Raw genomic sequence first — 15,288 nt, 5'->3', positions numbered from 1 at the left:
CCGAGGTCGACCGGTCACTCGTCTAGCGTGGTCGTCATGTCCCCGCATGACCAGTACGAGCTGACCAATCCTGTGACCCGATACGCCCGGGTCGAACCACCATTGCAGCACCAGCCGGAGCCCGGCGTCCAGGCCCGGATGACGCCGGTTCCCGACCTCGGCGAATCGAGCTACCGGGGGAGCGGACGACTCTCCGGTCGCAAGGCCCTGATCACCGGCGGCGACTCCGGTATCGGTGCCGCCACGGCGATCGCGTTCGCCAGGGAGGGCGCCGACGTGGTCATCGCGCATCTTCCGGGTGAGGAGGAGGACGCCGAGCACGTGCTCGGGCTCATCGACGAGGCCGGGCGACGCGGCCTGGCGATCGTCGCCGACGTCTCGCACGCCGCCGAATGCCGCCGGCTCGTGTCGGAGGCCGCCGACTTCCTCGGCGGTCTGGACATCCTCGTCAACAACGCCGGCAAGCAGATCGCCGTCGACCGCGTGGAGGACCTCAGCGACGAACAGTTCGAGGAGACCTTCCGGACGAACGTCTTCGCGAACTTCTGGATCACCAAGGCCGCGCTCGCGCACCTCGGTGCCGGTGCGAGCATCGTCAACACGGCATCGCTGGAGGCCTACAAGCCGTCGCCCGACCGGCTCGACTACGCCGCGACGAAGGCCGCGATCAACAACCTGTCGAAGGGTCTCGCCCTGCAGCTCGCCGACCGGGGGATCCGCGTCAACGTGGTCGCCCCTGGCCCCGTGTGGACCGCACTGCAGGTGTCCGACGGCGTGTCGGACGAGCAGATGACGAACTTCGACGACGAGAACACCTACCAGCGGGCGGGGCAGCCTGCCGAGCTCGCGCCGGCCTACGTCTACCTGGCCTCAGCGGAATCCGGGTACGTCTCCGGTGCCACGCTGAACGTCAACGGCGGCATGGTCACTCCGTGACCGCGGCCGAGTGCACGGTCTTCTTCCTTCCCGGGCTCGGCCTGGACGCGGCGGCGGCGCAGCCCCTCGCTCATGAGCTCGGTGACCGCTTCCGGGTCGTCCCCGTCACCCTCCCCGGTCAGGGCGGCTCCGCCGATGCGCCCGACGGTTCGGTGTCCGCACAGATCGACACCGCCCTCGCGGTGATCGCGGACGAGGCCGACGGCGGCCCATGGCTGCTGTGTGCGCACAGCATGGGCGGGAAGATCGCTGCCGGGATCGCGTCCCGGGTGCGGGACGGCGACATCCCCGTCTTCGGTCTCCTCGGGGTGGTCCTCCTCGCACCGTCGCCGCCGACACCCGAACCGATGCCCGACGAGAAGCGCAGTCAGATGCTCGCCTGGGTCGAGGACGGCCGCATCGCCGAAGCCGATGCGCAGACCTTCGTCGACGACAATGTGGGTGCTCCGCTGTCGGCCGAGCTCCAGCAGCCGACCGTCGCGTCCGTGCAGGCCATGTCGCCGGTGGCGTGGCGACGCTGGCTGGAGCAGGGCAGTCTCGAGGACACCACCTCGTCCGTCGGCGTCCTGGACCTCCCGTGCACCGTCCTCGCTGGCGACCAGGACGATGCGCTCGGTGCCGCCGTGCAGCCGGACCTGCTGTCCGGTGTATATCCGCGTGCGCGATTCGTCTCCCTCGCCGGAGCGGGACACCTGCTCCCGCTCGAACGCCCTGCCGAGGTCGCGCACGCGATCACGGAGCTGTGGGACGAGATCCTCGTCCACAGCGCGCTCGTGCCCGCCGAGTGGGGGCGCGTCATCGCCTCACCACGCACCACGACGCGCGTCCGGAGCGCCCTTGCACGACGGGCGTTGCCCGACGCTGCCGCATACCGATCGCGTGTGTTGGAGCCGGAGCAGCTCGACCTGCTCCGACAGATCGCCGCGCGGCTCGTGCCGCAGCCGGTCGGCGGGGCGATCGACCTCGCCGCGCGCGTCGACACCGACCTCGCAGCAGGCGGCGGCGACGGCTGGCGGCCGATGGGGGCCTTGACGGACGATGAGGCCTACCGCGTCGGCCTGGACGAGCTCCTGCCGGCTTGGCCGACCTCACCCGACGGCCAGGACGCGATGATCCGCGACGTCATCGACGGGAAGGGCGTGCCCGGCGGGACCGTGGCGGGAGACGAGCTGCGTCGCTGGTTCGAGGACCTGCGCGTCGACCTCGTGCGGGAATGGCTCATCCACCCGGCGTCCCTCGCGCGGGTCGGCTACGACGGCTTCGCGACCGGAGCCGAGGACGTCGACTTCGCCGGCTACCAGCAACTCGCCGCAGACACCCGAGACGAGTGGGAGCCCTCCGACCTCGGCGTCGCCCCACTCGACCAGACGCAGAAGGACACCGCGTGAACCTCGATTCCATGCAGACGTACGACCTCGAGGACAGCGTCGACGTCGTCGTGGTCGGGACCGGAGCGGGAGGTGCGCCACTGCTCGCACGCCTCGCCGCGCAGGGCCTCCGTGTCGTCGCCCTCGAAGCCGGGCCGAACCACGATCCGGCCGAATCCACCCCGGACGAGGTCGATGCGACCACGATCAACTGGATGTCCAGCCGGTTCAGCGGCGGCGACGCCCCGACCGCGTTCGGTCCGAACAACAGCGGATTCGGCGTCGGCGGTGGCACGGTGCACTGGGGCGCGTTCACCCCACGTCCTGATGCCCGCGACCTGCGCCTGCGCAGCGACACCGGGCAGGGAATGGACTGGCCCGTCGACCACGCGGAGCTGACCCGCTACGTCGAGGAGGTCGAGGCGTTCATCGGCGTCTCCGGTCCGACGCCGTACCCCTGGGACCCGGCGCGCACGTACCTGTACGCTCCGCCGCAGCGCAACGCCCCGGCGGACCTCATGGCGAAGGGTGCCGACGCCCTCGGGATCCGGGCCACGGACGCACCAGCCGCGATCATCACCCGCGACCGCGACCAGCCCCACCACGGCCTGCGGCGCGCGACGACGAACGTCGGATCGATCCACCAGGGCGAACGCCACGGTGCGAAGGCGACGACGGCCATCACCTACCTCCCGGCCGCCGTCGCGGCCGGCGCGGAGATCCGTCCGGATGCGGTCGTCCACACCATCGAGCGCGACGCTCGCGGTCAGGTCACCGGCGTGGTCTACCGGCAGGACGGTGCCGACCATCGGCAGCGGTGCGCGGCGCTCGTGCTCGCCGGCGGTGGGATCGAGACGCCCCGCCTCCTGCTCCACAACGGGATCGCCAACTCCAGTGGCCAGGTGGGACGCAACTTCCTCGCCCACGGCGCCGTCCAGGTGTGGGGCCGGTTCGACGAGCAGATCCGCGGATACCGCGGCTACCCGTCGGCACTCATCACCGAGGACTTCCTGCGTCCGAAGGACGCCGATTTCGTCGGCGGATACCTCCTGCAGAGTCTCGGCGTCATGCCCTTCAACTACGCCACGACACTCGTGCGCGGCGGTGGCCTGTGGGGTTCGGAACTGATGGACGAACTCGAGTTGTCACGTCACAGCGCCGGCATCGGCATGAACGCCGAGTGCCTCCCCGCCGACGGCAACCGCCTCGAGCTGTCCTCGGAGGAGGACGAGTGGGGTCTGCCGCGGGCGTCGATCACCTTCTCGCCCGGCGCGAACGAGGAGGCCATCGACCGTCACGCCATCCGGACGATGACGGACATCCTCACGGCGGCAGGCGCTCGGAGCACCCGGGTGCTCGCACGCACGGCGCACACGCTGGGGACGTGCCGGATGAGCACCGATCCATCCGAGGGCGTCGTCGATGGCGACGGTCGGTCGCACGACATCGACAACCTGTGGATCTGCGACAACTCCACGTTCCCGAGCGCCCTGGCGGCGAACCCGGGCCTCGCCCAGATGGCGTTGTCGGTGCGGACCGCCGACCGGATGCTCGCAGCCCGCTGATCGGGAACCGGAGACCGGCTCAGTCGACCCGTGTGCGCGCCAGGTCCTGGCGGACGCGGATCGTCGTCGGGGCCGCCGCCGTCGAGTCCCGCTCCACGAGGAGCGGGACCGAGGGGGCCGTCGTCCGCGCCGGGTCGCCGTTGACGTGGTCGAGGAGCGTGGCGAGCATGGTCCGGCCGACGAGCTCGAAGTCCTGACGGACGGTCGTCAGGGGTGGCGAGAGATGCTCGGCCTCGGGGATGTCGTCGAATCCGACGACGCTGAAGTCGAGTGGGACGCGGACGCCCTGCTCGGTCAGGGCGTGGATCAGCCCGAGCGCCATCTGGTCGTTCGCGGCGAACACCGCGGTCACCTCGTCGTCCAGACGCCGACCCACCACGTAGCCCGAGGTCGGCGTCCAGTCGCCGGTGCCGATCAGCTGCGCGACGAGACCCGCCTCGGCGAGTTCGTCCCGCCACCCACGCTCGCGCTCCCGCGCGTCGACGGCGTCTGCGGGCCCGGCGAGATGGCCGATGCGCCGGTGACCCAGCCGGATGAGGTGCGCGGTCGCGGCCCGTGCGCCCGCGTACTGGTCGACACCGACCGTCACCAGGCCCGCTCGAGGCGTCGCGTGCAGGGCGACGAGCGGCACGCTCAGCTCCATCCCGGCGACGATGTCGGTGACGCCCTCCCGGGCGCTGATGACCGCGATGCCCTCGACGTTCTGGCGGAGGAACCCTTCGACGGCGGCTCGTGCCGATCCGGGGTCGCTGTCCACCATGTTCGCCGTGAACACCGACCACCGGGCGTCCCGAGCGGCCGCGTTGAAGTGGAGCACGGACGACGACGGTCCGAACTCCGTCCCACCGGTGGCGATGAGCCCGATGGTGCGCGACCGCTTCGTGACCAGGGTGCGCGCTGCCGGGGAGGGCACGTACCGCAGCTGTTTGATCGCCTCTTCGACGCGGGCCTTCGTCGCCGGTCGGACGTTCGGCAGGTCGTTGAGCACCCGTGACACCGTCTGATGGGAGACCCCGGCGAGCCGAGCGACGTCGAAGATCGTCGCATGGCGGGACGCCTCAGCCACGGGGTCCGTCCGGCTCGGCGCTCGGACGCTGGTCAGGCACCCGTTCGTCCGGAGCCTCCGACATCGCTGCCAAGAGCTTCGACACGGTCAGATCATGGTTCGGCAGATCCGCGACCTTCCGTCGATCTCGGAGCACGGCGATGCGATGACTGATCCGCAGCACCTCCTCGAGTTCCGCGGAGATGAACACGACCGAGAGCCCGTTCTCGGCGAGGCGACTCACGAGCTTCTGGATCTCCGCCTTCGCGCCGATGTCGATCCCGCGCGTCGGTTCGTCGAGGACGAGGAGTCGCGGGGCGAGCGCCAGCCACCGCGCCAGGAGCACCTTCTGCTGGTTGCCCCCGGAGAGCTCCTTCATGAGCGCATCGGGGTTCGCGGGCCGGATGCCCATGGCCTGGATGTAGCTCTCGGCCAGCTCGTTCTGCCGCCGCAGGGGGATCCGTCGGAACCAGCCGAGGTCGGCCTGCAGAGCGAGGGCGATGTTGTCGCGAACACTGAGCTCGCCGATGATCCCCTCCGTCCGGCGGTTCTCGGAGGCGTAGACGATGCGCTGCTTGAGCGCCCGCCGCGGGGTGCTGAGACGGGTCGGGGCACCGCCCACCTGCACCGAACCCGTGTCGGCCCGGTCGACACCGGTGAGAAGCCTGGCGAGTTCGGTCCGGCCGGAGCCGAGCAGTCCCGCGATGCCCACGATCTCGCCCTCGTAGACCTTCAGGTCGATCGGTTCGACGCCTCCCTGGCGTCCGAGGCCGATGGCGGCGACGAACGGTTCCTCGCCGTCGAGTGCGTCGCCCTCGTCGGAGAGGTCGAGCCCGCGGCGGATCTCGTCGAAGGTCGCGAGCTCCTTACCGATCATCTTGTGGACGAGGTCGATGCGGAGCAGTTCGTGGGGGAGGTACTCGCCGACGAGACGGCCCTCGCGCAGCACGGTGAGGCGATCGGAGATCTCGTACACCTGGTCGAGGAAGTGCGAGATGAAGAGGATCGCGACCCCTTCGGCCTTGAGGATCGAGATGATCCGGAAGAGCTCGGTGACCTCGTCCGTGTCGAGGCTCGAGGTCGGTTCGTCGAGCACGAGCACCCGGGTGCGGACGGCGATGGCGCGCACGATCGCGACGAGCTGCTGGACGGCCGGCGGATGGGTCGACAGCTGCGACGACGGGTCGATGTCGAGTCCGACGGAAGCGAGCAGCTCCCTGGCCCGCTCGCGCATGCGTCGCCCGGAGATCCCACCCCAGGCGTGCCGTGGCTCACGACCCAGGAGGATGTTCTCCGCGACGGTGAGGTTGGGGAGGAGGTTGACCTCCTGGTAGACCGTGCTGATCCCGTGCGCCTGGGCGTCGGCGACGCTCGAGAAGGACACGTCGCGGCCGTCGAAACCGATGCGACCCGCGTCGACGTGGTGGACGCCCGTCAGCACCTTGACCAGGGTGGACTTCCCGGCACCGTTCTCGCCCATCAGGGCGTGGACCTCACCGGGGAAGAGTCGGAGCTCGACGTCGTCGAGGGCCTGCACACCCGGGAACCGCACGGAGACGCCGCGCAGATGCACGAGCGGCGCGGGTGTGGACATGGGTGACTCTCCATCGAGGCGGGCGGTCGGGTGGAACGCCGACGACCCCGACTCTAGCGCGAGCGACACGTGTCGGGGGAGTGGATCGCGGACGAATGTGAGGGCTCACATTGCCTGTTGACATGGTGTCGCGGCCCTGGCTAATGTTCAGCACAACGCAATTGTGATCGCTAACAATCAGTGCCCACCGGCGTTGCACCAGCAGCACACATCGCATTCACACCGCGCCCCAGTGTCGGGACCGCGGGTCTCAAGGAGGAGATCAATGTTCAGAACAGCACGTGTCCGCGCCATCGCGGGCCTCGCTCTCGTCGGTGCCATCGCGATCAGCGCGACCGCCTGCTCCGGCGGTTCCGGAAGCACCGGCGGTGACGCCGGCGGCGACGGCGAACTCACCACCATCGGCTTCGTGGCCGTCGGCCCCGAAGGCGGATGGCGCACCGCGAACGAGAAGAACATCCAGGACTCGTTCTCGAAGGAGAACGGCTTCGACCTCAAGTACGCGCCGGCGACGAACGGCGATCAGAACTCGCAGATCACCGCCTTCACCTCGTTCATCGACGAGGGCGTCGACGCCATCCTGCTGTCCGCCACCGAGGCGACCGGCTGGGAGAGCGTCCTGGAGCGCGCGAAGGAGGCCGAGATCCCCGTCGTCCTCCTCGACCGCGGCATCGAGCCGAACGACACCGAGCTCTACACGAGCCGGATCGCCCCCGACAACGTCGGCATCTCCGGCTCCGCCGCCGAATGGGCGAACGGCCAGTTCCCCGACGGCGCCAAGTACGTCGTGCTCGAGGGCCCTCCCGGACTCTCCGTGGTGAACGACCGCAACAAGGGCTGGGACGAGACCATCGACCCGAACTTCACGAAGCTCGAGTCACAGTCGGCCAACTGGTCCACCGAAGAGGCGAAGAGCGTCTTCGAGACGATCCTCAAGGCGAACAACAACGACGTCCAGCTCGTGTTCGCCCAGAACGACGAGATGGGCCTCGGCGCAGCCCTCGCCGTGGAGGAGGCCGGTCTGAAGCCCGGCACCGACGTCAAGATCATCACGATCGACGGCACGAAGGCCGCCCTCGAGGCGCTCGAGGCAGGCCGCCTGAGCTTCGTCGCAGAGTACAACCCGCTGTTCGGCGACACCGCGATCGACGTGGTCAAGAAGGCTCTCGCCGGCGATTCGGTCGAGTCCGAGATCGTCGTGCCGAGCGTGACGTTCGACTCACCCGACGCGGCCAAGGAAGCACTTCCGACCCGCGCGTACTGATGCATCCCGGTCGCCCGGCAGCGAACGCCTCGCTGCCGGGCGACCGGCCCACACCTTCCGGGGCTCACGCTCCCCAGCGACGACGCCGGACGACCCGGCAGAACGACCAGGCAGACATGGCAATCACCGAGCCGATCGTCGAGATGCAGCACATCTCCATCGAGTTCCCGGGCGTCAAAGCCCTGCAAGACGTGGACTTCCGCCTCTTCCCGGGCGAGGTCCACACCCTCATGGGTGAGAACGGCGCCGGCAAGTCGACGCTCATCAAGGCCCTCACCGGCGTGTACAAGATCGACTCCGGTTCGATCCTCGTCGCGGGCGGGCCGCGCTCCTTCTCCGGGACGGCCGACGCCCAGAGCGCCGGCATCTCCACCGTCTACCAAGAGGTGAACCTCTGCGACAACCTCACCGTCGGTGAGAACGTGATGCTCGGCCACGAGGTCCGCGGGCCGTTCGGCATCAACTGGCGCCGGACCCACGAGGCGGCGCACGAAGCGCTCGTCGGCCTCGGCCTCGGCCACATCGACCCCAAGCAGCCGCTCTCGAGCATCTCGCTCGCGCTGCAACAGCTCGTCGCGATCAGCCGGGCCATGGTCACCAAGTCCAAGGTGCTCATCCTCGACGAACCGACCTCCAGTCTCGACGCCAACGAGGTCGAGGGCCTCTTCCAGGTCATGCGCCGACTGCGCGACCAGGGCGTCGCGATCCTCTTCGTCTCCCACTTCCTCGATCAGGTCTACGCGATCAGCGACCGGCTCACGGTGCTCCGCAACGGCGAGTTCGTCGGCGAGTACCTGACGTCGGAACTGAACCGGACCGAACTCATCTCGAAGATGATCGGGAAGGACTACGGCACGCTCGCCGCCCTCGGCTCCAACCGCGGGCGCGCAGGCGCTGCGGACGCTCCAGCCTTCTACCGCGCCACCGAGCTCGGCCGGAAGGGCTCGATCGACCCCGTCGACATCGAGGTGCACGCCGGCGAGGTCGTCGGTCTCGCCGGACTCCTCGGCTCAGGACGCACCGAACTCGGGCGCCTCATCTACGGGGCCGACCGACCCGACTCCGGTTCCGTCACCATCGACGGATCCCCGGCCGAGGTGCACACCCCCATGGCCGGGCTGTCCAAGAAGATCGCCTTCTCGACGGAGAATCGTCGCGACGAGGGCATCATCGGCGACCTCACCGTGCGCGAGAACCTCATCCTGGCCGTGCAGGCCCGCCGAGGGTGGGCCCGCCCGCTCTCCCGCCGGGAGCAGAACGAGCTGTGCGACAAGTACCTGCTCGAACTCAACGTGCGCCCGTCCGACCCCGAGCGTCCCATCAAGAACCTGTCCGGCGGCAACCAGCAGAAGGTGCTCCTCGGCCGGTGGCTCGCGACGAAGCCGCAGCTCATCGTGCTCGACGAGCCCACCCGCGGCATCGACGTCGGCGCGAAGGCCGAGATCCAGGAGGCCATCGCCGCCCTCGCCGAGGACGGCATGTCGGTCGTCTTCATCTCCTCCGAGCTCGAGGAGGTCGTGCGCTTGAGCGAGCGGATCGTCGTGCTGAAGGATCATCGTAAGATCGGCGAGATCGTCAACGGACCCGAGGTCACCGCAGACACCATCGTCGACCTGATCGCCACCGAAGGGAGCGCCACGTGAGCGCCACCAGTCAGGGTCCGGCCCGTTCCGGTTCCTCCGCCAGCGGAGGGCAGCGCTCCGCCCGCGGCATCGTCAGCACCATCGTCCACCAGCCCTACATCTGGGCGATCGTGACCCTGCTGCTGCTGCTCGTCATCAACCTCGTGAAGGACCCCGGCTACCTCGGTGTCTCCGTCAACGGCACGACCGGCAACCTGTCGGGCAACCCGATCGACATCCTCCGCGCGAGCGCCCCGATCATGATGATCGCGGTCGGCATGACCCTCGTCATCGCCACCCGCGGTATCGATCTCTCGGTCGGATCCGTGATGGCCGTCTCCGGCGCCGTGTCGATGGAGTTCATGAGCAACCAGAGCGGCGGTGACGCCGGGACGGCGATCGTCGCGGCCCTGCTCGCGCTCGCTGTCAGCGCCTTCCTCGGGACGGTGAACGGGGTCCTCGTCTCGATCGTCGGGCTGCAGCCGTTCATCACCACGCTGATCACGATGCTCGCCGGCCGAGGTCTCGCGAAGGTCATCACCTCCGGTCAGAACACCTCGGCGACGAACGAGCCCTTCCGGTGGCTCGCGAACGGCACGGTGTTCGGGTTCCCGGTGGTCTTCATCATCGCCGGGGTCATCGTCGCGATCGTCGCCGTCCTCGTGCGGCGCACCGCGCTCGGGCTCATGATCGAGTCCATCGGCATCAACCCGCGGGCGGCGCGGATGGCGGGGATCCGCCCGATCGGCATCCTCATCGCGGTCTACATCGTGAGCTCGGTCCTGGCCGGTGTCGCCGGCATCTTCAGCACGGCCAGCGTCATGACCGTCGAGGTCGCGAAGACCGGTCTGAACGCGGAGATGGACGCGATCCTCGCCGTCGTCATCGGCGGCACCTCGCTCGCCGGCGGCAAGTTCTCCATCACCGGCAGCGTCATCGGGGCACTCCTCATCGCCACGCTCGACAAGACGATCGTGTTCCTCTCCATCCCCTCGTCGGCGACGCCGGCCTTCAAGGCGGTCGTCATCGTGATCATCTGCCTCCTCCAGTCCCAGCGCGTGCGAGCCCTGTTCGCCCGTCGGAACTCCCGGACGACGCCACCCGCGTCCGTCCCCACGCGAAAGGAAACGGTGTCCGCATGAGCACCCTCAGCGAACGACCGACGCTCGACGCGTCGGCGCCCCCGCGGCGGACGCTGCTGGCGCGTCTGACGCCGAACCTCGAGACGCTGCCGACGTTGGCCGCCGTCGTCATCTTCATCGGCATGGTCGTGTACGGCGAGATCGCCTACGGGCGCATCGTCCAGGCGAGCACCATCTCGAACCTGCTCATCAACAACGCGTACCTGATCATCCTCGCCGTCGGGCTCACCTTCGTGATCCTCACTGGGGGCGTGGACCTCTCCGTCGGCGCGATCATCGCGATCAGCAGTCTCGTCGGGGTGATGCTCGCGAACTCGGGCTGGAATCCGATCGCCGTCATGGTGATCATGGTCCTCATCGGCTCGGCCTTCGGCGTCTTCTCAGGGGTGCTCGTCCAGTACTTCAACGTCCAACCCTTCATCGCCACCCTGGCGATGATGTTCCTCGGACGAGGGCTCGCGTCGATGCTCAGCACCACCCCTGAGCGCCTCGCCGACGACTCGCCGATCCGCTCGCTCTCGACCGAGTGGAAGGTGATCGACGGCCCGAAGATCAACGACCTCATCACCACCCCGAACGTCGTGATCGCACTCATCGTCGTCGCCGCGGCCTTCGTCGTCCTGCACAAGACCCGGATGGGTCGCACCGTGTACGCGATCGGCGGTTCCGAGCAGTCGGCCCTCCTCATGGGTCTGCCCGTCGTCCGGACGAAGCTCATGGTCTACATCATCAGCGGCACCCTGGCCGGCCTCGCCGCCGTCGTCTACACCTCGAAGCTCGGCATCGCTCAGAACATCACCGGTGTCGGGTGGGAGCTCGATGCCATCGCCGCGGTCATCATCGGTGGCACGCTGCTCACCGGTGGCGCGGGGTTCGTCCTCGGGTCCGTGGTCGGTGCGCTCGTCCTCGGGCTCATGAACGTCCTCATCACCCGTGACGGCAGCATCCCACCGGAAGCGACGACGATCATCACCGGCGGCATCCTGCTCGTCTTCGTCCTCCTCCAGCGACTCGTCGTCTCGCGCAAGCGCAAGACCTGACGCCCCGGTCGCCCCCGCGACCGCGGCACCACCGTTCCATCCCCGCTCGACAACGAAGCCGAACCAGGAGAACCAACCCCCATGCCTCGACTGCGCCTCAAAACGGTCGTCGCGACCTGCGTCGCGACCCTGATCCTGCCGCTCGTCGGCGTCTCCGGCGGTGCCGTCGCGGCGCCGGGGACCGCCCAGACGCCCACCTCCCAGACGGGTCTCCGAGCCGCCCCCACGGCGCAAGAAGTGCTGGACGCCGCTGCCGCCTCCCTCTCGATCGCCAACGTCGACGACGTCCGCGGCAACCTGACGCTGCCCGGCGCACTGGAGGGGATCGCCATCGAGTGGATGTCCTCCGATCCCGCCGTGATCGCCACGGACGGGGTCGTCTCGCGGCCCGCCGCCGACAGCACCGTCACCCTGACCGCGACGCTGCGGCAGGGCGAGGCGACCGCGACGCGCGAGTTCACCGCGACCGTCCGCGCCGCCATCGCGACGCCTGACTACGAGGGCTACGCCTTCGCCTACTTCACCGGCAACTCCCTCGCCGGCGAGAACATCTACTTCGCCGCGAGCGAGGGCAACAACGCGCTCGACTGGAACGAGCTCAACGCCGGACGCCCGGTCCTCACCTCCGATGAGGGGACGAAGGGACTGCGCGACCCGTTCCTCATCCGCTCTCCCGAGGGCGACACCTTCTACCTCATCGCCACCGACCTGTCGATCGGCAGCGGCACGTCCTGGGGTGACTCGGTCCGCCAGGGCAGCCACTACCTCGAGGTGTGGGAGTCCCACGACCTCGTGACCTGGTCCGACCAGCGGCACATCGAGGTCGCCCCCGAGAACGCCGGCAACACCTGGGCGCCCGAGGCCTACTACGACGACACCATCGGTGCCTACGTCGTGTTCTGGGCGTCGTCGCTCTACGGAGCCGACGACCCGGACCACACGGGGAACAGCTACCACCGCATGATGTACGCGACCACCCGCGACTTCACGACCTTCAGCGACCCGCAGGTCTGGCAGGACCAGGGTGTTTCGCGGATCGACTCCACGGTCATCAGGTCGAGCGACACCTACTACCGCTTCACCAAGGACGAGGGTGCCGGTGGCACCGGGTGCGCCGACATCATCCAGGAGTCCTCGACGGACCTGCGGGCCACGCTCGAGTCCTGGACGGTGCTCGACAGCTGCATCGGTCGCGACGCCGGCACGAGCGCGGTCGAGGGGCCGACGGCGTTCGCCGCCAACCCCGGCGACGTCAACGGCGACAAGTTCTACCTCTTCGTCGACGAGTACGGCGGACGCGGCTACATCCCGCTCGAGACCGAGGACATCGCGAACCCGGACTGGCAGGTCGCGAAGGACTACGACCTCCCCGCGAGCCCGCGGCACGGCACGGTGCTCCCCGTGACTGCGGCCGAACTGCAGCAGCTCCAGGACAGCCTCGGCGGCGTGGCCGAACCGGTGCCAGCGAACGAAGACGGCGAGATCGTCCGCTACGACTTCGCAGGATCCGCAGGATCGACCCTGAACGACGTGTCCGGCAACGGCCTCGACGCCACGGTCGAGGGTGGCGCCTCCTTCGCCGACGGCGCACTGCAGCTCGACGGCGGCGACGACTACGTCAAACTGCCCGACGACCTGCTCGCCGGCGTGACCGACGTCACGGTGGAGGCCCAGGTCTGGATCGACCCGTCGCAGGCCAACCCGTACTTCATCTACGGGCTCGGGAACACCACCGACGGCTCCGGGAACGGCTACCTGTTCAGCACCGGGAACGCGTACCGGACGAGTCTCGCGACCGGCAACTGGAGCACCGAGCAGACCGTGTCGCAGGGCAAGGACCTCACGCGCGGACGCTGGGCCACGCTGACCTACACGCTGCAGGGCACGACGGCGACGATCTACCTCGACGGGATCGCCGTCGGGACCGGGACCGTGACGTCAGATCCTGGTGACATCGGTGCCGGATGGACGAGCGCCAACTACCTCGGTCGCTCCAACTACGACGGCGACAACCGGCTGAAGGGCGCGTTCCGAGAGTTCGCGATCTACAACCGGGCGCTCTCGGCGGACGAGGTGCTCGCCGGCTCAGGGAACAGCGCCGCACTCACCGACATCGGTCTCGAGGAGGACGTACTGAAGACCGCCCCGATCGTCGACAACGACCGCCACGAGGTCGTCTTCCCGGTGCGGCCTGGAACCGACCGCACGGCGCTCAGCCCGACCTTCACGACCGTGGCCGGTGTCACGGCGAGCCCCGCCTCGGGGACCGCCGTCGACCTCAGCAGCCCAGCCACCGTGACGCTCACACCGACCTCCGGTGAACCGGTCACCTGGACGATGCGGGCGGTCGAGATGAAGAGTCCGGTCATCCCGGGGCTGTACGCCGATCCGAACATCTTCGCCTGGGGCGACACGTACTACCTCTACGCGACCTCGGACGGTTTCGCCGGCTGGGGTGGCAAGGAGTTCTTCGTCTGGTCGTCCAAGGACCTCGTCGACTGGGAACGTTCGGCGGAGCCGATCCTGACCCTCGACGGCGCGAACGGGAACGTGCCGTGGGCCACGGGCAACGCCTGGGCGCCGACGATCGGCGAGAAGAACGGCAAGTTCTTCTTCTACTTCAGCGGCCACAACCCCACCGTCGATCGGAAGACCATCGGTGTCGCCGTCGCGGACAGCCCCACCGGCCCGTTCACGGCACAGCCGGACGCGATGATCCTGAACGACGAGGCGGTGACCTCGGGACAGGCGATCGACCCGGCCACCTTCACCGACCCGGTGACGGGGAAGAGCTACCTGTTCTGGGGCAACGGTTCGCCGGTGTACGCGGAACTGTCGGACGACATGCTCTCGATCAAGGCGGACACGCTCAAGCGCATCGACGGCTTGACCGACTTCCGCGAGGGGGCCTTCGTCAACTACCGGGACGGCCTGTACCACCTGACCTACTCGATCGACGACACCGGTTCGGAGAACTACCGGGTCGGCTACGCGACGGCGACGAGCGTCGACGGGCCGTGGACCGCCCACGGCGTGATCCTGCAGAAGCGACCGGAACTCGGCATCCTCGCCACCGGTCACAGCTCGATCCTGAACGTGCCGGGCACCGACGACTGGTACATCGTCTACCACCGGTTCGCCATCCCTGGCGGCGACGGTCAGCACCGCGAGACGACGATCGACCGCGTGACCTTCGATCCGGAGACGGGTCTGATGAACCCGGTCGTCCCGACCCTCGAGAGCGTGGGTCCGCAGCGGATCGCGGTGCCCGGTGCCGAGGGCACGCTGACGATCGATGCGGCGTCGGTGCGGGTCGGGGAGTCGTTCTCGGTGTCCGGGTCCGGCTTCACCGCGGGGGAGCAGGTGCAGCTAACCCTCTTCTCCACCCCGACGGAGCTCGGGATGGTCGTCGCGGACGCTTCGGGCGCGTTCACGACCACGGTGCGGGTTCCCGCGTCGGTGGACCCCGGTGCCCACACGCTGCGGGCCCTGGGTGCTGACTCCGGGATCACGGCGGAGGCGGCGCTGACCGTCCTCGCCGCCGACGGAAGTGCGCCGTCCGCCGGGTCACCGGGCGCGGGAAGCGGCGGGCCGGGCTCGCTCTCGACCACCGGTGTCTCGGTCGTCGGGTTCCTGAGCCTGGCGGGCCTCCTCTTCGCGGCCGGCGCCTGGCTCGTCGTCCGTCGCCGCCGGGCGACCCAGGCGAGCTGATC

10 protein-coding genes are annotated in these 15,288 nt (G+C 69.0%); 8 read left to right on the top strand and 2 right to left on the bottom strand.

The window, feature by feature from the left end:
- The first annotated feature begins 36 nt into the window (after window positions 1–36).
- The 3 genes from ASF68_RS02040 to ASF68_RS02030 are packed head-to-tail and all read left to right on the top strand — an operon-like array spanning window position 37 to window position 3,868.
- Entirely contained in the window at window positions 37–936 is a 900-nt protein-coding gene (locus ASF68_RS02040; RefSeq protein WP_056011222.1) for an SDR family oxidoreductase, read from the top strand.
- Window positions 933–2,324 (top strand): alpha/beta fold hydrolase, encoded by a 1,392-nt coding sequence (locus tag ASF68_RS02035; RefSeq protein ID WP_056006144.1) that lies wholly within the window; start codon window positions 933–935, stop codon window positions 2,322–2,324. The genes ASF68_RS02040 and ASF68_RS02035 overlap by 4 nt, the downstream gene beginning before the upstream one ends.
- Window positions 2,321–3,868, top strand: coding sequence for a GMC family oxidoreductase (locus ASF68_RS02030; RefSeq protein WP_235522545.1), 1,548 nt, complete (start codon window positions 2,321–2,323; stop codon window positions 3,866–3,868). Before ASF68_RS02035 ends, ASF68_RS02030 begins: the two co-directional genes overlap by 4 nt.
- 19 nt (window positions 3,869–3,887) lie before the next feature.
- On the opposite strand, the gene ASF68_RS02025 is transcribed toward ASF68_RS02030, so the two are convergent.
- Together ASF68_RS02025 and ASF68_RS02020 are read right to left on the bottom strand one after the other, a co-directional pair.
- The gene (locus tag ASF68_RS02025; RefSeq protein WP_056006141.1) at window positions 3,888–4,934 is read right to left on the bottom strand and encodes a LacI family DNA-binding transcriptional regulator; all 1,047 of its coding nucleotides are present in this window, start codon (window positions 4,932–4,934) and stop codon (window positions 3,888–3,890) included.
- Complete coding sequence (locus ASF68_RS02020) at window positions 4,927–6,507, bottom strand: sugar ABC transporter ATP-binding protein (protein ID WP_056006138.1); 1,581 nt, start codon at window positions 6,505–6,507, stop codon at window positions 4,927–4,929. Before ASF68_RS02020 ends, ASF68_RS02025 begins: the two co-directional genes overlap by 8 nt.
- Before the next feature lie 265 nt (window positions 6,508–6,772).
- Here ASF68_RS02020 and ASF68_RS02015 point away from each other — a divergent pair, with 265 nt between their 5' ends.
- The 5 genes from ASF68_RS02015 (at window position 6,773) to ASF68_RS01995 (ending at window position 15,286) form a co-directional block, all read left to right on the top strand.
- Window positions 6,773–7,771 (top strand): ABC transporter substrate-binding protein, encoded by a 999-nt coding sequence (locus tag ASF68_RS02015; RefSeq protein WP_056006135.1) that lies wholly within the window; start codon window positions 6,773–6,775, stop codon window positions 7,769–7,771.
- A gap of 116 nt (window positions 7,772–7,887) precedes the next feature.
- Entirely contained in the window at window positions 7,888–9,414 is a 1,527-nt protein-coding gene (locus ASF68_RS02010; protein WP_056006133.1) for a sugar ABC transporter ATP-binding protein, read from the top strand.
- On the top strand, window positions 9,411–10,535 hold the full coding sequence (locus tag ASF68_RS02005; protein WP_369796407.1) for an ABC transporter permease: 1,125 nt from the start codon (window positions 9,411–9,413) through the stop codon (window positions 10,533–10,535). The genes ASF68_RS02010 and ASF68_RS02005 overlap by 4 nt, the downstream gene beginning before the upstream one ends.
- Window positions 10,532–11,575: an ABC transporter permease gene (locus ASF68_RS02000; RefSeq protein ID WP_082455782.1), complete on the top strand. Its 1,044-nt coding sequence runs from the start codon at window positions 10,532–10,534 to the stop codon at window positions 11,573–11,575. The genes ASF68_RS02005 and ASF68_RS02000 overlap by 4 nt, the downstream gene beginning before the upstream one ends.
- Window positions 11,576–11,656: 81 nt before the next feature.
- The gene (locus ASF68_RS01995) at window positions 11,657–15,286 is read left to right on the top strand and encodes a family 43 glycosylhydrolase (RefSeq protein WP_082498440.1); all 3,630 of its coding nucleotides are present in this window, start codon (window positions 11,657–11,659) and stop codon (window positions 15,284–15,286) included.
- Window positions 15,287–15,288 lie beyond the last annotated feature (2 nt).

Origin of the sequence: Plantibacter sp. Leaf314 (assembly GCF_001423185.1) — a bacterium.
In the GTDB taxonomy this organism is placed as follows: domain Bacteria; phylum Actinomycetota; class Actinomycetes; order Actinomycetales; family Microbacteriaceae; genus Plantibacter.
This window is presented reverse-complemented; position numbering and strand designations above follow the sequence as displayed.